General features: G+C 39.7%; 18 protein-coding genes. 8 read left to right on the top strand and 10 right to left on the bottom strand.

Annotated features, from left to right (window positions below; translation table 11 throughout):
* Nucleotides 1-6: 6 nt before the first annotated feature.
* From F2B13_RS06610 to F2B13_RS06600, 3 genes are all read right to left on the bottom strand, one after another.
* Nucleotides 7-810, bottom strand: a complete 804-nt coding sequence (locus F2B13_RS06610) for an HAD family hydrolase (RefSeq protein ID WP_149303698.1) — start codon at nucleotides 808-810, stop codon at nucleotides 7-9.
* A gap of 82 nt (nucleotides 811-892) precedes the next feature.
* Entirely contained in the window at nucleotides 893-3,094 is a 2,202-nt protein-coding gene (locus tag F2B13_RS06605; RefSeq protein WP_149303696.1) for a DUF5916 domain-containing protein, read from the bottom strand.
* Between the two features lie 61 nt (nucleotides 3,095-3,155).
* Entirely contained in the window at nucleotides 3,156-5,408 is a 2,253-nt protein-coding gene (locus F2B13_RS06600) for a transglycosylase domain-containing protein (protein WP_317132000.1), read from the bottom strand.
* Nucleotides 5,409-5,519: 111 nt separating this feature from the next.
* On the opposite strand from F2B13_RS06600, the gene F2B13_RS06595 reads away from it, so the two are divergent.
* Nucleotides 5,520-6,290 (top strand): S1/P1 nuclease, encoded by a 771-nt coding sequence (locus F2B13_RS06595; protein ID WP_149303694.1) that lies wholly within the window; start codon nucleotides 5,520-5,522, stop codon nucleotides 6,288-6,290.
* 60 nt (nucleotides 6,291-6,350) lie between these two features.
* On the opposite strand, the gene F2B13_RS06590 is transcribed toward F2B13_RS06595, so the two are convergent.
* The 3 genes from F2B13_RS06590 to F2B13_RS06580 form a co-directional block, all read right to left on the bottom strand.
* Nucleotides 6,351-6,632 (bottom strand): TIGR03643 family protein, encoded by a 282-nt coding sequence (locus F2B13_RS06590; RefSeq protein WP_149303692.1) that lies wholly within the window; start codon nucleotides 6,630-6,632, stop codon nucleotides 6,351-6,353.
* 243 nt (nucleotides 6,633-6,875) lie between these two features.
* Nucleotides 6,876-7,475 (bottom strand): alpha-ketoglutarate-dependent dioxygenase AlkB family protein, encoded by a 600-nt coding sequence (locus tag F2B13_RS06585; RefSeq protein WP_149277587.1) that lies wholly within the window; start codon nucleotides 7,473-7,475, stop codon nucleotides 6,876-6,878.
* Nucleotides 7,475-8,362, bottom strand: a complete 888-nt coding sequence (locus tag F2B13_RS06580) for an AraC family transcriptional regulator (RefSeq protein WP_149277586.1) — start codon at nucleotides 8,360-8,362, stop codon at nucleotides 7,475-7,477. Before F2B13_RS06580 ends, F2B13_RS06585 begins: the two co-directional genes overlap by 1 nt.
* A 214-nt stretch (nucleotides 8,363-8,576) precedes the next feature.
* Between F2B13_RS06580 and F2B13_RS06575 the strand changes: the two genes are divergently transcribed.
* Nucleotides 8,577-9,161 (top strand): hypothetical protein, encoded by a 585-nt coding sequence (locus F2B13_RS06575; RefSeq protein WP_149277585.1) that lies wholly within the window; start codon nucleotides 8,577-8,579, stop codon nucleotides 9,159-9,161.
* 70 nt (nucleotides 9,162-9,231) lie between these two features.
* Here the strand turns inward: F2B13_RS06575 and F2B13_RS06570 are convergent, their stop codons facing one another.
* The gene (locus tag F2B13_RS06570; protein WP_149277602.1) at nucleotides 9,232-9,585 is read right to left on the bottom strand and encodes a DoxX family protein; all 354 of its coding nucleotides are present in this window, start codon (nucleotides 9,583-9,585) and stop codon (nucleotides 9,232-9,234) included.
* Between the two features lie 68 nt (nucleotides 9,586-9,653).
* Entirely contained in the window at nucleotides 9,654-10,289 is a 636-nt protein-coding gene (locus tag F2B13_RS06565; protein WP_149303690.1) for an MOSC domain-containing protein, read from the bottom strand.
* Nucleotides 10,290-10,490: 201 nt separating this feature from the next.
* Between F2B13_RS06565 and F2B13_RS06560 the strand changes: the two genes are divergently transcribed.
* On the top strand, nucleotides 10,491-12,089 hold the full coding sequence (locus F2B13_RS06560) for a solute:sodium symporter family transporter (RefSeq protein ID WP_149303688.1): 1,599 nt from the start codon (nucleotides 10,491-10,493) through the stop codon (nucleotides 12,087-12,089).
* A gap of 29 nt (nucleotides 12,090-12,118) precedes the next feature.
* Nucleotides 12,119-12,931, top strand: a complete 813-nt coding sequence (locus tag F2B13_RS06555; protein ID WP_149303686.1) for an inositol oxygenase family protein — start codon at nucleotides 12,119-12,121, stop codon at nucleotides 12,929-12,931.
* 32 nt (nucleotides 12,932-12,963) lie between these two features.
* Here F2B13_RS06555 and F2B13_RS06550 read toward each other — a convergent pair whose 3' ends face one another.
* Nucleotides 12,964-14,076 carry an MBL fold metallo-hydrolase gene (locus F2B13_RS06550; RefSeq protein ID WP_149303684.1) on the bottom strand — a complete coding sequence of 371 codons (1,113 nt, stop codon included), beginning with the start codon at nucleotides 14,074-14,076 and terminating at the stop codon, nucleotides 12,964-12,966.
* A 210-nt stretch (nucleotides 14,077-14,286) separates the two neighbouring features.
* On the opposite strand from F2B13_RS06550, the gene F2B13_RS06545 reads away from it, so the two are divergent.
* Nucleotides 14,287-14,436 carry a type IX secretion system membrane protein PorP/SprF gene (locus F2B13_RS06545; RefSeq protein ID WP_262713970.1) on the top strand — a complete coding sequence of 50 codons (150 nt, stop codon included), beginning with the start codon at nucleotides 14,287-14,289 and terminating at the stop codon, nucleotides 14,434-14,436.
* 78 nt (nucleotides 14,437-14,514) lie between these two features.
* On the opposite strand, the gene htpG is transcribed toward F2B13_RS06545, so the two are convergent.
* Nucleotides 14,515-16,404 carry a molecular chaperone HtpG gene (gene htpG / locus F2B13_RS06540; RefSeq protein WP_149303679.1) on the bottom strand — a complete coding sequence of 630 codons (1,890 nt, stop codon included), beginning with the start codon at nucleotides 16,402-16,404 and terminating at the stop codon, nucleotides 14,515-14,517.
* A gap of 406 nt (nucleotides 16,405-16,810) precedes the next feature.
* Here htpG and F2B13_RS06535 point away from each other — a divergent pair, with 406 nt between their 5' ends.
* The 3 genes from F2B13_RS06535 to F2B13_RS06525 all read left to right on the top strand — a co-directional run bounded on the left by F2B13_RS06535 (nucleotide 16,811) and on the right by F2B13_RS06525 (nucleotide 19,907).
* A complete protein-coding gene (locus tag F2B13_RS06535; protein WP_149303677.1) occupies nucleotides 16,811-17,461 on the top strand; it encodes a TetR family transcriptional regulator C-terminal domain-containing protein in 651 nt (216 codons plus the stop codon).
* Nucleotides 17,462-17,484: 23 nt separating this feature from the next.
* Nucleotides 17,485-18,795, top strand: a complete 1,311-nt coding sequence (locus tag F2B13_RS06530) for an ABC1 kinase family protein (RefSeq protein WP_149303675.1) — start codon at nucleotides 17,485-17,487, stop codon at nucleotides 18,793-18,795.
* Between the two features lie 104 nt (nucleotides 18,796-18,899).
* Nucleotides 18,900-19,907, top strand: a complete 1,008-nt coding sequence (locus F2B13_RS06525) for a 3-oxoacyl-ACP synthase III family protein (protein WP_149277576.1) — start codon at nucleotides 18,900-18,902, stop codon at nucleotides 19,905-19,907.
* Nucleotides 19,908-20,223 lie beyond the last annotated feature (316 nt).

Raw genomic sequence — 20,223 nt, 5'->3', positions numbered from 1 at the left:
ATATAATCAAATTACAAGATGTTGTTCGATAAAACGAGCTACCCCATCTTCATAATGGGGCAAAGTTATGGCATCTGCAATGGCCTTTACTTCTTCACGGGCATTGCCTACTGCGACCCCATATCCACAGTTGGCCAACATGTCCAAATCATTGTAATTATCGCCGAAAGCAATAACGTCATCGAGGGATTCATCTTTCCTCAGCAATTCTTGGATTCCTGATAATTTGGAGACGGATTTGGGTGCGACCTCAATAAGGGTATCGTTCGAACGGTAAAGAGTTAAATCGGCATCGAAATGTTGCTTTAGTACGGGAAATAGGGTGTCCGCCGTATTTTTTGTGCCCATCAACATGATTTTATGGGCCCCTATACCTCTGTCCTTCCAATCTGCGAAGGTTTTCTCGGTTTCCCTGAAATGAGGTGTGCTTTGGGTATATTTGATTTCCTTCCGAACTCTTTCCGTATTTTCTTCCACATACCACTCATCGCTAAAATACAAGCCTAATTTGGTGAAATTGTCAGATGCCATACGGTGTATTTCTTCTAAAATAGATAGTTTGATTTCCGTTGAGGAACGAACCGTGTCGCCTTCCACGACCAAAGCACCATTATAACAGACTAAGGGTTGGTCCGTTATACCCAAACGCCGCTGCAAATAAACCATAGCTCGGGGCATTCTGGCCGACACCAGAATAATTCTGGTCTCATTTTTGACTCGGGCCAATTGGGAAATCGTGTATTCGGAAACATCACTTTTTGTGGAAAGCAAAGTACCATCAAGATCGGAACAAAGTATTTTGTATTTCAAAAGATCATAAATTTAGACCACTATCCTTAAATGGGCGTGTTCATATTTCCTAGCATTTTAAGAAAGCCTTTCCATAGGATTTTTAAAGATTTATCCAATAGGTAAACTTTAAATTAATAGAACGGTATCTCGGTTCAAAATTATTCACAAAATAATTATCGTTATATACTATGAAAAAATCCGATAAAGGGGCGAACCTCCATTGTAATCGCGAGTTAAATCCCAAATTATCTTGCTGGTTGCTGTACTGAATCAAGGTCGACCAAAATATGGATTTACTGAACGTCAATTTCACTTTCGGACTCACAAGCCAAAAATCAGCTTTACCGTATGGGCTCGGTAAAGCAATATTGTTATAATTCAAAAATAAGGATAGAATAGCCTTAGGTTGAAGCCGTACCGTAGTTTCACCTTCAACGGAAAATAACCTACCGTTAAAAAAACCTCCAACTAGTGTTTTACCTTTGAAGGCCAAAGCTTTTGCCCGGTTCGATTGATACTCGAGTCCTACAACGTTAAAATCAAAGGTCTCGCTGCCTGGAAGAGGTATACTCGTATCGGAATCAATAGGGTCAAAATCTTCGGTCAAGTAAACAAACTGGTTAGATAGCTCGACCGTTAGTTCCGATTGGTCCTTAAATTGGGCGAGCCAGGATAACTTTATATCGTGGTCGGTTTTTTTGTAGTCGAGCATAGGGCGCCAGATCAGAATAGGAAAGAATTGAAAACTGTGTTTGTTAATCCATCTACTTTGAGGCCAGAATATACGCTCAATACTTGTGGCGGATTTTATAATATCGGTTCGTCTTATAAAGCCGAGGTCTGACCTGAAATCATTATCTACATATACCCAATCTGAAAAAGCGGCAAAATTTCTACTGTTGTACCCCAAAAATGCCCCTGCCGAATAATTTCCTTGGTGGTCATCAGGTTGAAATGATTTGTGTGCATAGAATTTACCGTTCCATGTATTGTCTTGGGAGGCTAGATTATAATCAATACCCAAGACCCTGTTGAATTCATCTTCAGGTTCTATAAAATCAGACGTTTTGAAGGATTGTCTGTTTATAAAAAAGAATCCTATATTTGATCGCGCAAAGACCTTTTTCTGCAATGCGATCATGGTATTGTTATTCGACGCGATGTGGTTACTTGCATCCTCATCGGTCTGTATGCTCAAGACCCCCAAGCGCCAATTTTCGTTCAACTTACCGCTAAGACGGATACCCCCCAAAATCTGATTTTCTATTGTATTTCCTGCACTGTCGGTTGCGATACCTATCCTTCTGGAGAAAAATGGATTGGCGTCACGACTTCCTCCAAAACTTGAAAACAAATCACTATTGTCGATAAAAAACTGACGTTTCTCAGGAAGGGAAACCTCAAATCTAGTTAGGTTGGTGATAATGTCGTCAACTTCGACATTTGAAAAATCAGGATTTACCGTAATGTCAAGGTTCATACCATTACCTATGGCCACTTTTGCGTCGGCACCCATTTTTAGATTGGTACTGCCGTTTTCTAGCACATAGTCTTTCTCTGCCATGGTATTGATGTAAGGAATTAGAGCAAGCGGTGTTCGTGATTTGCCCAAGGGTCTTTCGAATACCATATTACCCATAAAGGCCAGGCTAAAAATGGATTGGTTCTGTGGTACATGGCTCCAAACACTTCGTTCATTGGTCTGCATATCGAAACGATAGCTTTGAAACCTCCATTTGGTTTCCCCTTCACGAAATTTCAATGAGGTAAGGGGGATGGCAATTTCAGAAGTATAATAGTTTTCGAAAAGCTTTGACTCGCCCTTCCATTTTACATCCCAGGAAGTGTTAAAATCAGTCTCAGGACGTTGGCCTCCCCCAGAAATTAAGGCTTCACGATTTACTCCAAGAGGGTTGATACCGAATAGAAAGGCGTTCGTACCATCGTTGAAAGTATCGAACATAAGACTAATATTATCATTTCCTCCCGCTCTAAAATCACGTTCTAAAGATGGCACGATCCAATTATTTCCATTAGAAAACACTTTAATGCCTATATATAGTGTGGTACCGTTGGAGAACATTTTGATGATGGTAGGCTGTTTTGCCAGCACACTATCCGATGGAAAATACTGCTGAAAATCTTTGGGGCCATCTACGGTCTGCCATACAGGCTCATCGAGAATACCATCGATTTTAGGAATATCTGAAACGAACTTTACAACAAAAGACTTTTTGGAAGCCTGACCGAAACCGAGTAGCACGAAAAAAAGAAGAAAAAGTACGCAAGGCGTTTTGCTCATTGCTACGGTTTTGGTTGGTCGTCAAAATTAAAGCAATTTTGATTAAAAAATCAACAATCGATTAGGGTATGGTAGTACGGGACTTAAATTTTTTAGTTTTCTTTTTATTAGGGTTTTTGAACAGGCGTTTGAAAAAGCCATCACGTTTTACCGGTTCGCAATCGAGCATGTCAACAACGGAAGGGTCAGGTCTTTTAAATCGTGCCTTGGTAATCGCATTATAGGATGGATGTTGATTCATCTCCTGCATCAATTTGGCGAAGATAGGTAGTGCCGCATTCGCACCTTGGCCCAAACGTGTACTTTTAAAGCCAATCTCATGATGATCGAGCCCTACCCAGGTCACGTGAACCAACTTAGGGGTAAGGGCAACGAACCAAGCATCTTTGTTGTTCTGCGTGGTGCCGGTTTTCCCGGCAATATCGTTATCGAGCCTATAGGTAGTGCGAAGGCGTGAAGCCGTACCCGAATTTATGGTTGACTTCATCATTTCCACCATAATCTGCCGAGTCTTTTCGGAAAAAGCTGGTTTTTGCGCTCTTTTAGGTTCGAATTGGGTCAAAATGGAGTCTTTTTGATCTGTTATGGTTTTTATCAAATAAGGTAAGATTGCCTTGCCATTATTCACATAACTGGCATATACTCCTGCCAATTCGTTGAGATAGATTTCACCGGTACCCAGTGCCAGCGATGGCTGTTCGGGCAATTGGGAAAATACACCCATATTTTTTGCCATGGTAACTACATTTGCGATACCCGTTTTTTCCAGCACCTTCACCGCTACGGTATTTACCGAATTGCTCAACGCCTGCTCCATGGAATAGTTGAGGTAAGCCTCGTCCTTGTCTCCCGAATTACTGGGCGACCAACCCTTAAGATTTTCATATTCTACTTCTTGGGCAGAGAAATACGTGCAAGGAGAAATGCCCATTTCCAAGGCAGTGGTGTAAACAATAGGTTTGAACGTAGACCCAACCTGTCTTCTGCTTTGAGCAATATGATCGTATTTGAAATGTTCAAAATCAATACCGCCAATCCATACCTTAACCGCCCCTGAATTTGGGTCGATGGCAAGGGATCCTGTGTTCAAAAATTTCATGTAATGTTGCAGACTATCAATTGTTGAGGCAACGACCGGTTTCTCTCCTTCCCAGTCGACAAGTACCATTTTTTTCTTCCGATTCAATGAGTCCATTATCTGTGGTTCGTTCAAACCTGATGCTTTCATTTTCTTATACGGTTCCGATTGTTTGACCAGTTTTTTAATCAAGCTTTTGTCGGTAATCCAAGGCGCATTTTTTCCATAACTCTTTTCAAAACTTTCTTGTAGGGTTTTCATATGCTCCTTCATGACTTTTTCGGCCCAGTACTGCATGTTGTAATCCAGTGTCGTATAGATTTTTAATCCTGAAGTGTAAATATTGTATTCGTTTCCCGCCTGACGTTGTTCAAGATTCCATTTTTGCAACTGTTTACGTACTTCCTCCCTAAAATAGGGGGCCAAGCCTTCGTTATTGTCATAGGCACGATAGTCAAGTTCAATCGGGATTTCAGCCAAGCTGTCTTTCTTTTCTTTGGATAGCAGTTGGTTGTTTTCCATGGCTTGAAGTACCAAATTTCTCCGGTTAAGGCTTCTTTCAGGAAATATTCGGGGATTATAACTGTACGTGGCTTTGAGCATACCGACCAAGGTGGCTCCTTCCTCGATAGAAAGATCCTTGGCAGGTTTGTTGAAGAATTTAAGGGAAGCACTCTCAATACCGAAAGTATTATCGCCAAATGAAACCGTATTTAAATAATGGATTAAGATTTCGCTCTTATTGTAGATTTCCTCAAGTCGTGAAGCGATTATCATTTCCTTGATCTTATCGACCACGATGTTCGATTTTTTGCGGTTTTGCCGCGGATAGAGATTTTTGGCCAACTGCTGGGTCAATGTACTGCCGCCCCCGGATGATTGATCCTGCAGAAGTATGGTCTTAATGGCAACCCGACCTAAGCTTTGATAATCGATACCTGAATGTTCGTAGAAGCGTTCATCTTCAATGGCAATGAGGGATTCGAAAACGTGCTTGGGGACATCCTCAAAAATAATAGGCTGCCTATCGTACAAATAATATTTGCCAATAAGCACACTATCGGCCGTATATACTTCAGAGGCCCTTTGATACTTAAAATCGGAAAGGTCTTTCTCATTAGGAAGTTTACCCCATAAACCCAAATATATGCTCAAGATAAAAAGAAAGAAAACTGTGAATAGTGACGCAAAACCTACTACACCGTATCGTATGTATGGAGACTTTATTTTTTTCAAGACCAATTTTTGCAAGCTTTTGAACCGCAATATTAAATTTTAAATTGAAAACAGGTGTATCTTAACAAATGTTTAATGTGCAATTTCGGAATTTGATGTTAAATTTCGCAGATGAAAAATATAATCCTCATACTTTTTTTAATTACGAATTTGACTTCTGCCAATAATGTAGTTTGGTCAAAAACCGGCCATCGTGTAATTGGTGAAATTGCAGAAGAACATTTAACGAAAAGGGCCAAACGAACTATAGATAAACTTTTGAATGGACAAAGCTTGGCTTCCGTGGCGAACTTTGCCGATGAAATCAAGGCCGACAGTACCTACCGTAAATTCAGTGCGTGGCATTATGTAAACTTTCCTGCCGAAAGCAAATATACCGAGGTCGAACCTAGTACATATGGTGATTTGATAACCGGAATTCAAAAATGTATCGAGATTATTAAAAATAGGGAAAGTTCGGATCAAGAAAAGACTTTTTATCTCAAGATGCTCATTCATCTAGTTGGAGATCTACACCAACCTATGCACGTAGGGCGCCTTGAAGATAAGGGCGGAAATGATATCCAGGTTCAATGGTTCAACCGTGGCAGTAATTTGCACAAGATTTGGGATGCCAATATGATTGACGATTATGGAATGAGCTATACCGAGCTTGCCGCTTCCCTTCCCAAATTATCAAATAGTCAATTGGAAATTATCGAAAAGGGTGATATTCTTGATTGGGTGGAAGAGTCCCAAGATATAGCAAATAAGCTGTATGACTCGGTTGAGGTCGGGGAAAAACTTTACTATCGCTATAGCTATGTTTGGTGGGATACGGTCGAATTGCAATTACAGAAAGGAGGGATACGCTTGGCAAAGGTCCTCAACGACTTGTTTTGAAATAGAACCATGCTGTTCATTTAAAAAAAACCATAGTAATCTTTCGATGACCAAAAAAGTTTACAGTTGGTTTTCTAAAACTGTTACCCGAAATAGGTTCGTGTAGTAAGGTTTGAATCGAAAACCCTTTAGATTTCGTAAGAGTAGTATGTTTAGTGGCTCCTCTCTGATTCGCTTTCTTCGAATTTTGAAACTGGTCGGCTTCGTTTCCTGATGCATAATTTCAATGGTCTCCTTTTCATTCATCCCAAATTGGTACGTAATGGCCTCAAATGGGGTGCGATTTTCCCAAGCCATTTCGATGATCCTATCGAGTTCCCTAAACTTGAATTTTTTTATCATGATGGTATCAAGATATAACAATCCAAGAAGGAACGTATTTCGGCCCTAGAAGGAACGTATTTTGGCCTTTATCCTATAAATACGATTTTTATCGATCTGTCATACCTTGGCACGCGTTTTGAAGTTAGTACTATGAAGTTGTTTGCGAGGAAATTAGTGCTGTTGACCAAGGCGCTAAAGACAGCAGCCAGTTTTGATATAGGTCCCAATAAAAAAAATCAGCTCTTTGAAAGAGCTGATTTTTTATTTTATGACCCGGAAGGTAAGATTGATGCGCTCAGCCATAGGTTTCGCAGATTTGGCAATTTGATGCAGATAATGGTGTTGTGTAGCCCCGCCCATAATCAAAAGGCTTCCATGGGCTAACGCAATTTTTTTTCTTAAATGTTTTTTTGTACGATGTTTTAAGTGAAAGAACCTCTCTTGTCCTAATGAAACTGAGGCAATGATGGGGTTTTTGCCTAACTCTTTCTCATTATCGGCATGCCAGCCATTACTATCTCTACCGTTTCTATAAAGATTTAATAGGCAACTGGTAAATCGGGTATTGGTCTTCAATTCGATTTTTTCCTTGATTTCCAAAAGCTCTTCGGTAAATTTAATAGGCCGCATTTCAATGCCGGAATACCTGTAAGGTCTATCGTTATCCGCATAAAGCGCGGTAAGCCGAGGTTGCGCATACACTTTGCCATAGACTCTAATATCATCTTGGCGCCACGAGATACGCTCCCTAAGCTTTTCAAAATAATGATCGGCTTCCCCTTTTGTCAAAAACGGGTTGTAGTATACTATTTCACTATCAGGCAGATTGAGGTCGGTATCTTTTGAAAAAAGCTGAGTCACTACTTTAAAACGGTTTTCAACTGGTTTCGGTATTCCGAAGGATTTTGACCGGTAAATGCCTTAAACTGTTTATTAAAATGCGAAAAGTTGTTGAAACCACTTTCAAAACACACTTCGGTGATACTCAAAGGCTGCTCCGCCAATATTTTAGAGGCGTGTACCAATCGATATTCGTTGACAAACTGAACAAAGGTCTTATTCGTGATTTTTTTGAAATAACGACAAAACGAAGGCACGGTCATACTTACCATGTTGGCGATTTCATCTAAGGTAATCTCTTCTTTGAAATGGGTCTTGACATGGTTGAATACGACATTGATACGGTCGTTGTCTTTAATTTCGGTTTCAATAGAAAAGCCCTCCGCATTCAGAATTTTGAACTCCTTTGAATTGGCTAGCTCGTTGAGTATGTTCAAGATAGAAAGGAGTCGCTGAAAATCACTTTGATACTCCAAAATCAGCATTTTCTCGCCGATTTTACGTTTTGTCTTTCCGGAAAAAGCGATACCTCCTTTGGCCAACTCAAATAGGGATTGGATTTTTTTCATTTCCGGGATATCAAAAAAGTCGCTTCCAAGAAAGTCCTGCTTCATCTGAATTACGGTTTCACTTTCATTTCCGGTCAGTTTGTCCGTAAAGCCGCAATGCGGGAGATTACTGCCCACTAATATAAGGTCTCCACTGGAATAATAAGAAATATGGCTACCGATCTGTCTCTTGCCGGAGCCCCCGTTCACATGGACGAGTTCTATCTCTGGGTGATAATGCCACACCGTATTTTTATTGTTCTTTGTCGCATCGAATCTCTGGTAGGTGTAGGAATGCCCGAAACTGGGTTCTATAGACTCAAAAGCGGGTTTCGGATTTAGGGTCCTATTTTTTTCCATACTATAAAATTATACAAGATAGAGAACACTGTACTTTGCAAAATTAACCTAAATATGTTCAATATTAACCCTTAACGCTATTTTAACTTTACTAATTGTTAAGATAGAACATAAAATGGAAAATACTGCAGTAGTGAGAACGATATTCCGTAGGTAAGTTTGTATCAGATTATTAACCTACCCTGTTGAAAGACAGGTACAAAAACGATTAGATATGAAAAAAGTAGTAAGAACAGCAGCAATAATCGCTTTATTATTTGCTACAACCACAGGAATAGCAGCAGATGAAAAATTGAGTCTGGTATCAAAAGAAAATACAAAGAGCCTTGTTTTTGAGATGGAATCGAAAAGCGGGAATTCTGATATTAAACTAGTAGATATGAACAATAACATAATCTACTCTGAGAGCGTTAGAAAATCGGAATATTCCAAGAAATTCGATTTAAGCAATTTAGAGGAAGGCCTGTACTATTTCACCACCGAGGATGCTCTAAGAGCAATCACCTACACCATAAAAGTAAATGAGGCAGACGTTATGATCCTTGACGAAAAGGAGAAGGTAAAGCCTGTATTCAAAAAAGAGAAAGACATGCTGTATGTGAACTATTTGAACCTTGACAAATCAAACGTGGAGGTTGAGGTTTATAATAGTGAAGACACATTGATTTTTTCTGAAAAAAGGGAAAATCAATTAACAATTGAGAAAGCAATTAATTTCAAAAAGGCAATAAAAGGTAATTATACTGTTGTTGTAAAAGATAGCGATGGCGTTTTTTATAAAAACGTTGCCGTAAACTAGTTGATTTAAGTTGAGTTGAGTTCGGTCCCGGGGCACCTTGTGTACCTCGGGACCTATTTTTATACTGAAATCAGAGATAGAGATAGGCCCAATACATTAATATGAATTGCAAGGGAATCCGCGCGATGAGCACCCATTTTGGAAGGCCCATTGCTGCTTTTTTATCGAAAAGCATATGGACATGTACCGGTAGAAAGAATGTGAGCATAATGATAATTCCGTATATCGCCGCATTCTTTGTCCCCGAAAAGCATAGGGCGGTACCCAAGATAATCTCTACCAAACCACTGAGTATAACCAAGAGTTTGTGTCCGGGTAAATAGCCAGGTAGAATTCGCATATACAGTTTGGGCCTAATGAAATGCATTAGACCGGCAATCACATATATCGAGGCCATGAGATAGAAATGCCAAGGTAGGTTCATATAATATAATAACATCTTATTTTTTTGTTTTAATCGAACTCACTAAGGTTCAAGAATCGGGGCGGTGTTTACTGCAGATATTTTTGCATGCGGTCTTTTTTGTACTGAGGTACGGCAGTGTTTTGCATAAAAATGCCAAGTAGCACTTTAGATTTTTCCTTTTGAAAAATCAAACTATAAAACTGTTGTACGGTCAAGGGGTTCTGCGATTCTTCGATGAGATTTATGTGGTCTCCTTTCTTCACCTCTCCCTCTTCCAAAACACGCACATAAGTACCTGGCCTGCCATATGCTATGAATTCTTTGAGAACAGATTGATTACCGAACCTAATTCCCAGTTTATAACAAGGTTCTCTCGGTTGGGAAACCTGTACCAATGCTGTACCAATCTGGTATATATTGCCGATTCGAATGGTAGTCTCATCAAGATGTTCAACGGTAAGGTTCTCCCCGAACATTCCCCAGTTCCAAGCCAGTTGTGGGTATAATCTTTTCCAATACGGGTAGGTATCGGAAGAAAATAGATAGCAGGCTTTATGGGTGCCCCCATGATGTACGCGATCTATGATAGTGTCGTCGTATACGTCACCTTTTGTCAGAATTAGTGGTTTTTCAACAGGTCTTTTAAAGATACCTGTTTGTTCTTTCTTGCCGTTCCATTCAATAGTGGTAGCGGTTCCGATGTTGGTGGAAATAATTCGCATTTTCTAAAGATAGAAAACCATATTGATATGCACTCTTTCCAAGGTACCTATTTTGAGGAAGTTAATGAATTGTATAAGTTGGGAATTTTAATTGTTCCTAAGCAGGAAGATAACGCGCCTTTCAGATGTACTCTTGAACGTAAGTAGCTATTTCGCTTTTCTATTTGTCGTCAAATCATTTTTATTGCTATTTTAGCCGCTATGGCTTTATTGACTTTTATTTTATTTACTGGTTTCGTAGCATTTTATGCTACCTGGCAATTGCGGCGTGATAAATTGGATACCAGCGATGGATACTTTTTAGGGGGGCGTTCTCTGACAGGAATCGTTATTGCCGGTTCGTTGTTGTTGACCAATATTTCTACCGAACATTTGGTGGGCCTCAATGGTTCGGCCTATCGCAATGGTGCGATTATTATCGCTTGGGAAGTAACTTCTTCGATTGCCTTGGTGGTTGCAGCACTCTATTTTGCACCGCGCTACCTAAAGATGGGCTTGACGACTATACCGCAATTTTTAGAGAAGCGTTTTGATCCATTGACGCGCACGCTAGTTGCCGTTCTTTTGATATTTTCCTTTGTAGCGACCTTATTGCCCATTGTTCTTTATACCGGGGCATTGAATATAGAGGCAATTTTTGAAATTTCAGACCTTCTGGAAGTAAGTCAAGAACAGGGTATTTGGGTCACTATATTGGTCGTAGGTACTATCGGTGCGATATATGCCATTTTTGGAGGACTGAAAATGGTGGCCTATACCGATACCATTAACGGATTCGGATTACTTGTGGCAGGTTTATTAGTACCTATTTTGGCTTTGCTCAGTATTGGAGATGGTAACCTATTTGAAGGTTTTGGTAAAGTCTTTGATAATAGTCCGGAAAAATTCAATGTCATTAGCGAAGAGTCGGGTATCGGAGAGGGGGCCAGAACGGCTATTCTGCCATTTGAGGTGCTATTTACGGGGTTTATGCTGAATCAGATTTATTTCTGGACGATGCACCAATCCATTATCCAGCGGGTGCTAGGGGCCGTGAACCTAAAGGAAGCTCAAAAGGGATTATTGTTTACGGGACTTTTGAAGATTTTGATACCCATGATCGTGGTTTTGCCCGGGCTGATCGGTTTCTACTACTTTGGGGAGAGCCTTTATGATAATCCCGATAGCGTTTATCCACTTTTGGTTAAGAAAGTTTTGCCGCTTTGGTTGACCGGTTTCTTTGTAGCGGTCATGATGGGGGCTATTTTAAGTACGTTCAATAGCGCTCTAAACAGTGCCGCAACCTTGTTTAGCCTGGGTATCTACAAGAGATATATCAATAAAGATTCTGGAGAAAAAAGACTGGTAGCCATTGGAAAATGGACATCGGCACTCTTGGCCGTTTTTGCCATTGGCATTGCACCCTTTGTTGCAAATGCTCCCGAAGGTCTATATCAATTACTGCAACAGTTAAATGGTATTTTTTTCATTCCTATCGCCAGTGTGATCATAGCCGGTTTTTTGTTCCCAAGGGTTACGGCCGCAGGAGCCAAAACGGGACTTTTATTCGGTTTGGTCTTTTATGTGGTCATGGACCATGTTATACAGGTCAATCTTCATTTTATTCATATCTGGGGAATTGAATTTGTATTGAATATTGCGGTAATGCATATTGCCTCTGCCCTGATGAAAAAAGATGAGGTATATGTCATGGAAGACTCCGGTATTCTTGATTTGAAGCCTTGGAAGTATGCGCGCCACTTTAGTGTATTGCTTATTTCATTGGCAATAATTTTGTACCTTGTATTAGGAAATGTGTAAAAATTAGGCATGAGCCTTTAAAAGTTATTATGGAAGAAAAAACGTTCAGAAATTACGAAGCACCGGATGTCTCCGTTGCCGTCAAGGAGCATTATCGTAAAATGCGGAAGAATCAAACTTTGGAGTATGTGCAGCATATGCACAAGAAATACCTGAAGTTCGATAAACCTATGGATTTGTGGGAGGCCATGCGTCACCTTAATAGCCTTGTAGATGTGAGTGATCCGGACTTGGATCTACCCAATGTTCAACACCTGATTCAAAGTGCCGAAGCGATCCGTGAAGAAGGTCGCCCCGATTGGATGCAACTGACCGGCTTGATTCATGATCTCGGTAAGATAATGTTTCTATGGGGCAGTGATGAAGATGGTACCAGTCAAGCAGAGCAATGGGGAATGGTAGGCGATGTCTTTGTGGTAGGTTGTAAACTGCCTGAAACCTGTGTGTATCCTGAATTTAACAAGTTGAACCCAGATATGCACAATGAGGCCTATAATACGCCCACCGGAATCTATGAAGAAGGATGTGGTATCGATAATGTTGATTTGGCCTGGGGGCACGATGAGTATCTCTATCAGGTACTGAAAAACCATGAGGGCAATAAATTGCCTGAGGAGGCCATGGTGATGATTCGTTACCATTCATTCTACCCTTGGCATACGGGCGGTAGCTATAAGCAACTCTTAAACGACAAGGATGCAGAATATTTGGAAATTATCCGGGACTTCAATAAATATGATTTGTATACCAAAAGTCAAAAGATTTATGAATTGGATGAGGTAATGGATTATTATAAGCCTATTGCTGAAAAATATCTAGGAAAAGGACCTATTTATTGGTAGATATCCCGTATCGGGATTCGACTATTGAGGTCTTATTTCTCTTCGTTCCACCAATTATCATAAACGTCTAGCGTATCTTTTAAAACCACGGGTTGCCCGATTCTAGGTGTTACAATGGTAATATCAAGGGTCTTACCTTTTTTCATAACACGTTGAATCGGGTCTGTCCAGCTATGGAGTGCCAGTTTAAATGCTCCCCAATGTATGGGCATTAAGGCTTTGGCCCTAACATCGATACCGGCCTGTGCCGTTTCTTCGGGCATCATATGAATGTCGGCCCAACGCTCATTATATTGGCCACATTCCATCATGGCGAGGTCAAAAGGTCCATATTTAGTACCTATTTCTTCAAAATGGGGTGCATAACCACTATCTCCACTAAAGAAAATACGCTCAGTTTCTGAAATAATCACCCAAGAGGCCCAAAGGGTGCTTTGCCTATTATTGAACTTTCTTCCAGAAAAGTGTTGTGCAGGTGTACAAACGAATGTCAGCCCATCTAACGAGGTATCTTGCCACCAATCGAGTTCTTTTATTCTTTCGCTCTCTATACCCCATGCCTCTAAATGTACGCCTACACCGAGGGGCACATAAAAACGGTCGACTTTATCTTTCAGCTTTTTAATGGAACCATAGTCCAAATGGTCGTAATGATCATGGGAGATTAACACGGCATCAATTTTTGGCAATTGCTCAATTGGTATCGGCATATCTTCATTAAACCTATCAGAACCCAACCAATCGTGAGGTGCGGCTACCTGACCGAACATAGGGTCGATCAAGAGGTTTTTTCCTGCGAGTTGCAGCAGAAAAGCAGAATGGCCAAACCAGATGAGGCGTGAATGTCCCAAATATTGCGCCACATTGATTGAATCGATTTTGTGAACTTCAATATTTTCTTTGGGTCTTCCATCGGGTACCTCGGTAAAGAAAAAATGCCGGGCCAATTTTAAGGTTTCCATGAAGCTCAACTCCTCAGGAACATCTTTCTTGTTTACAAACTGACCATCCTTATAATTTATGGATTCTGAGAGTTCATCCTGGCGTTCTTTCGAGATATCTCCTCCAAAGCTAGGATAGAAATTTACAAATAAAATATAGGCAACGGCCACTATTACTACGAGGCCTATGATACTGATAAACATCTTGTATAACGTTTTTTTCACTTTCAAATCAAGTGGTTCTTGATATTAAAAAAATTAAGCGTAAAGTAAGTAGATTCTTTTTCAATATGCTAACCGTCTTGATAATATATCTTCTTTATAAGGTATCGTTAACGGATGTAGTTCCACATGCTGGGATAATGTCTCACACCACTCGGTTTAAATACTAATTAAAATGAACCGCATAGCTTTATTGTACGTTTAGACGAAAGTATGAGCGGCATTTTTATTTTTAAGACCGAATGGATGAATGTGGGCTATGCTTACGAGATGGCCCTAAAAAGTGCCGTACATAATATAAATAATGGTACCCATGAAATAATGTTGAACCTGAAGATTTAAGACGCACCCCCTTTTTAAATAATAAAAAACCGCCCATGGTACAATTACCAAGGGCGGTTTTCTAGTGTTAAGAGCTGTTTATTTTACCATTTCATAACTTCTTTTGATGAAGGCGGTCAGGTCTTTTCCTTTGAGAAGGCCTTTTGATAGTTTAGCCAAATCTAAGGATTGGTTGATAAGGCGCGTTTTCTTTTTGGCCGTTTTTGTATGCAAAATTTCACTGACCAGCTCATGGTTCGTGTTGACGATCAGATTATACATTTCGGGCATGTTGCCCATGCCGAACATTCCTCCACCACCGGTCTGTTGCATTTCTTTCATCCGTCGCATAAATTCCGGTTCAGTGATTATGAAGGGTGAGGCATTGCTATCCATGGCCTCTAGCTGTACGGTATAATTGCTTTTTTCCCCGAAGACTTTCTCCAAATCACCTTTCAAGCGCTCTTTTTCTTCGTCAGAGAGTTTTGAAATCTGCGTATCTTCTTTTTTTATAAGATTGTCTAAATGGTCTGCATCCACACGGGCGAAAGATATTTTTTCTTTGGAAGTCTCCAGTTTTTGCATCAAATGACCAATAATCGGAGAATCCATAAGAAGCACTTCGTATCCTTTTTCTTTGGCAGCTTCGATATAACTGTGTTGTGCCTCTTTGTCCGAGGTGTACAATATGACCATTTTATCATCTTTGTCGGTCTGATTGTCCTTGATTTTATCTTTTAACTCGTCAAAGGTGTAGTAGTTGCCATCTACCGTGGGATAAAGTGCAAATTTGTCAGCTTTTTCGAAAAACTTATCTTCCGAAAGCATTCCATATTCGATAACGATCTTAATATCGTTCCATTTTTTCTCAAAATCTTGGCGATCATTTTTGAAAAGCGAATTCAATTTGTCCGCTACCTTTCTGGTGATATAGGAAGCTATTTTTTTGACAGCACCATCTGCCTGCAAATATGATCTTGATACGTTGAGGGGAATGTCAGGTGAGTCGATGACCCCTCGCAACATGGTGAGAAACTCAGGAACGATACCCTCTACGTTATCGGTGACAAAAACTTGATTTTGATAGAGCTGTATTCTATCTTTTTGAATGTTCAAATCATTGGTCAACTTCGGAAAATAGAGAATACCGGTCAAGTGAAACGGGTAATCTACATTGAGGTGGATATGAAACAAAGGCTCTTCGAACTGCATCGGATAGAGCTCGCGATAAAAACTTTTGTAATCGGCTTCTTCCAGATCGGTAGGCTGCTTTGTCCAAGCGGGGTTTGGGTTGTTGATGATATTATCTACCTCTTTGGTCGGCGCCGGATCGTCTTCTTTGGCCCCCTCGGGTTTAGGCAAGGTTTCTGTTTTCGTGCCGAATTTGATCGGTATAGGCATGAATTTGTTGTACTTGCGTAACAATTCACCAATTTTGCTTTCCTCTAAAAATTCAGTGGAATCTTCAGCGATATGAAGGATGATTTCTGTACCTCGCTCTTTCTTCTCGGCTTTTTTGATATCAAATTCTGGGGAGCCGTCACAAGACCAATGTACGGCAGGTTCATCCTTAAAACTTTTAGTGATGATCTCGACCCTTTCGGCAACCATGAAGGAAGAATAGAACCCGAGTCCAAAATGACCGATAATGCCAGAATCTTTGGCGTCATCATCATATTTGTTCAGAAATTCCTCCGCTCCGGAAAAGGCAACCTCGTTAATATATTTTTTTACCTCTTCTTCGGTCATGCCTATACCTTGATCGATTACATGAAGTTTCTTTGCTTCTTTATCGATGATGACCTCGATTTGTGGATGTCCATATTCTACTTTAGCCTCCCCGATGGAGGTCAAATGCTTAAGTTTTAGGGTTGCGTCCGTTGCGTTTGAAATGAGTTCCCTTAAAAAGATCTCATGATCGCTGTACAAGAACTTTTTAATCAAGGGAAAAATGTTTTCTACCGAAACATTGATTTTACCTGTAGCCATATATCGTTTTTATTTTATTCCGCATGAACGGATTTTTGATTAAATAATAGGAAAGGTTCTCAGTAAATTGAACCTTATGAATTCGAGTACCTTCTTCCAAAAAAAGTACCAGAGTTTCCCATAGTGACAAACTGACACTTTAATTTCATCATGATGACTTTCAGAAATTTAACAAACATTTTTGTTTAATATATTTTATAAATAGTTAAACATTAAGTATATTTACAGTATAAATTCTATGAGAAAGAGAATTTTAAATAATCATGTTTCGATTATTTATTGGTTGGTTGTTTGAAAACGTGTCCTTTTTTAAAGGGCACGTTTTTGTACCCAAGCATCACTTCTTTTGGTATTCCCTTAACACATATTGCTTAAGAGAAGCTTTAATTTTACAAAAAGATACAATATGGCTACGAAATCTAAAACTACCAAGAAGACTATAATTGACGCCTATATGCAGTACGTTCTTGAACATGAGGTAGTGCCAAGATCCGTATACAAATTCTGCAAGTTGAACGAGTTCAAAGAATCTGAATTTTATAGTTTTTTTGGTTCTGTAGAAGGACTTAGAAAGGAAATTTGGAACGAGTTTTTTCGAGAGACTTTAAAACTTCTTCATAAAAATAAGGAGTACGAGCGTTTTACGAATCGTGAAAAAATGTTGATTTTCTTTTTTACTTTTTTTGAAATGATGGCTCTGAACAGAAGCTACGTTCTATTTACCTTACAAGAGCATAGGGCCATGTTGAAGAATCTCGAGCAATTAAGAGGACTTCGTAAACACATCAAATCATTCGCCTCAGACTTAATCAATGAGGGTAACGCCACAAAGAGCCTAAAAATCACTAAGCATAATCCTGCTATTTTTTCAGAGGGTACTTGGTTAGAATTCCTTTTTGTACTTAAATTCTGGATGGATGATGATTCTGCCGGCTTTGAAAAGACCGATATGGCCATTGAAAAATCAATTAATACCATTTTTGATCTCTTTGACAATACCCCTTTGGAAAACATTATCGATTTCGGCAAATTTCTATATAAAGAGAAATTGTCATGATTTCTTATTGAAACAATTTACATATGAAAACACTTGATAGTATACCCACCGGAAAGATAGGCCGTGCCAGCAAATTGGTAAGTACCGGGGTGAAAGTCGGTGGCAACTATGTAAAGTATTTTGGGAAAAAATTGGTTAATCCCGATTTTTCAAAAGATCAACTCAATGAAGAAAATGCCGATGATATTTATAATGGTCTTAAGAGTTTAAAAGGCAGCGCTCTTAAAGTGGCACAAATGTTAAGTATGGAAAAGAACATACTTCCAAGAGCCTATGTAGAAAAGTTTTCACTTTCACAGTTCTCCGTACCGCCGCTCTCTGCTCCATTGGTTAGAAAGACCTTTAAAAAGTATTTGAATAAATATCCAGAGGAACTGTTCGATAGTTTTAGTAAAGATTCTATAAATGCCGCGAGTATCGGCCAAGTGCATAAAGCCACGAAAAATGGAAAGGAATTGGCGGTAAAGATCCAATATCCGGGTGTGGCGGAGAGTATAAGTAGTGACCTGGCCCTGGTAAAACCACTGGCCATAAGAATGTTCAATCTGCAAGGTAAAGATTCGGATAAATACTTCAAAGAAGTAGAGCACAAGCTGTTGGAAGAAACAAATTACGTACTTGAGCTTGAACAGAGCCAAGAGATTACCGAGAAATGTTCGATTATTGAATGCCTTGAATTTCCTAAATATTACAAAAAATTGTCCAATGAGCGTATCATTACAATGGACTGGATGCACGGACAACATTTAAGTGATTTCACGAAGCGTGATTTTCCTAAGTCCCTAGGAAATAAGCTAGGACAGACATTATGGGATTTTTATATGTTTCAGATCCATGGGTTGCGAAAAGTGCATGCCGACCCACATCCGGGTAATTTTCTAGTCAGTGAAAAGGAAACCTTGATAGCCATTGATTTTGGCTGTATTAAAGAAGTACCTGACGAATTCTATATACCTTATTTTGAATTGGCCAAATCTGAAAATTTGGAAAATGACAAGATTTTCACCGAAAAATTGTACGAGCTCGAAATTTTGACCGAGACAGATTCGCCTCAAGAACTAGAATTTTTTAAGGCACTCTTCAAAGAAATGCTTACGCTCTTTACATCGCCTTTTAATACGGAAGAGTTTGATTTTGGTGCGGACGATTTTTGGATGAAAATAGCAGATTTGAGCGAACGTTATTCCAAGGATAGCCAAATCAGAAAGATGAACGGTAATCGTGGGTCTAAACACTTCCTCTATATGAATCGTACATTTTTTGGACTTTATAACCTTCTTCACGACCTAAAGGCCACCGTGGATGTAAGCCACTTTAAGAAGTATATTCAATAGCGCCATTTTTTTTGAACCGAGGCACCTTGAATATTTTACTTAATTTAGCCTATTGCAAACATTTCCCTAAAGGTGATATGTATACTTAATTAAAACCGCAATAAATGTACAATTCAAAGATTATTGGATTGGGATACTACGTACCTGAAAATGTAGTAACCAATGATGATTTGGCACAGGTGATGGATACCAATGATGCGTGGATTCAAGAACGGACCGGAATCAAGGAAAGAAGGCATGTTATCAGAGGAGAAGACACAACCACTACCATGGGTGTGAAAGCCGCGCAGATAGCAATTGATCGCGCTGGCATCGCTAAAGATGATATTGATTTTATAGTCTTCGCCACTCTGAGTCCCGATTATTATTTCCCGGGCCCTGGCGTTTTGGTGCAAAGGGACTTAGGAATCAAGACCGTAGGGGCACTAGACGTGCGAAATCAGTGTTCAGGGTTTATTTACGCCCTTTCGGTAGCCGATCAATATATTAAAAGTGGGATGTACCGAAATGTGCTGGTTATCGGTTCGGAATTGCATTCACATGGTTTGGATATGACCACTAGGGGAAGAGCGGTTTCCGTAATTTTTGGTGACGGTGCCGGAGCGGCAATTTTGACTCGGGAAGAAGATACTGATAAGGGTATACTCTCGACCCATTTACACTCCGAAGGGCAACATGCCGAAGAGCTTTCCCTCATCGCACCGGGAATGGGAAAGCGATGGGTGACCGATATTATTAATGACGATGACCCTAATGATGAATCGTATTATCCGTATATGAACGGTCAATTCGTTTTTAAAAATGCCGTTGTTCGGTTTAGCGAAGTAATTTTGGAGGGATTGGCGGCAAATAACCTATCCCCGAAAGACATTAATCTTTTAGTGCCCCATCAGGCCAATCTACGTATCTCACAATTTATTCAGAAGAAGTTTGATCTAAGCGATGATCAAGTGTATAATAACATTATGAAATATGGGAATACTACGGCGGCCTCTATACCTATCGCTCTAACCGAGGCCTGGGAAGAAGCAAAAGTAAACGAAGGAGACCTGGTAGTCTTAGCAGCTTTCGGTAGTGGTTTTACATGGGGTAGTGCAATTATTAGATGGTAATTATAGTTTCATAATTTGAATTGACCAAAGCCCATTAATCCGAAATACCTGAAAAGCCAGTTTTCTACTTTTCATATTGATGTTTTTAAAGGCTGCTTTGTAGCTTCTAAACCTTGAATGTTATCCTTAGGTTTTTTAATATCCGGGTAAGCGATTTTAACCATTGCAATTGTATTTTGAACATAACGATAAAATCTAGGAGGTACGTAACTCAAGAAAAAAATTAAAAACACAAAACCCTGACGTTTCCGTCAGGGTTTCTGTCGCTGATGCCGCTATACTAAACACTAACCATTAACTATAAACATATAGCTTT

The organism is Pareuzebyella sediminis (assembly GCF_008367235.1).
In the GTDB taxonomy this organism is placed as follows: domain Bacteria; phylum Bacteroidota; class Bacteroidia; order Flavobacteriales; family Flavobacteriaceae; genus Pareuzebyella; species Pareuzebyella sediminis.
Note: the sequence above shows the minus strand (reverse complement) of the source record. Positions and strands in the feature narration are given on the sequence as shown.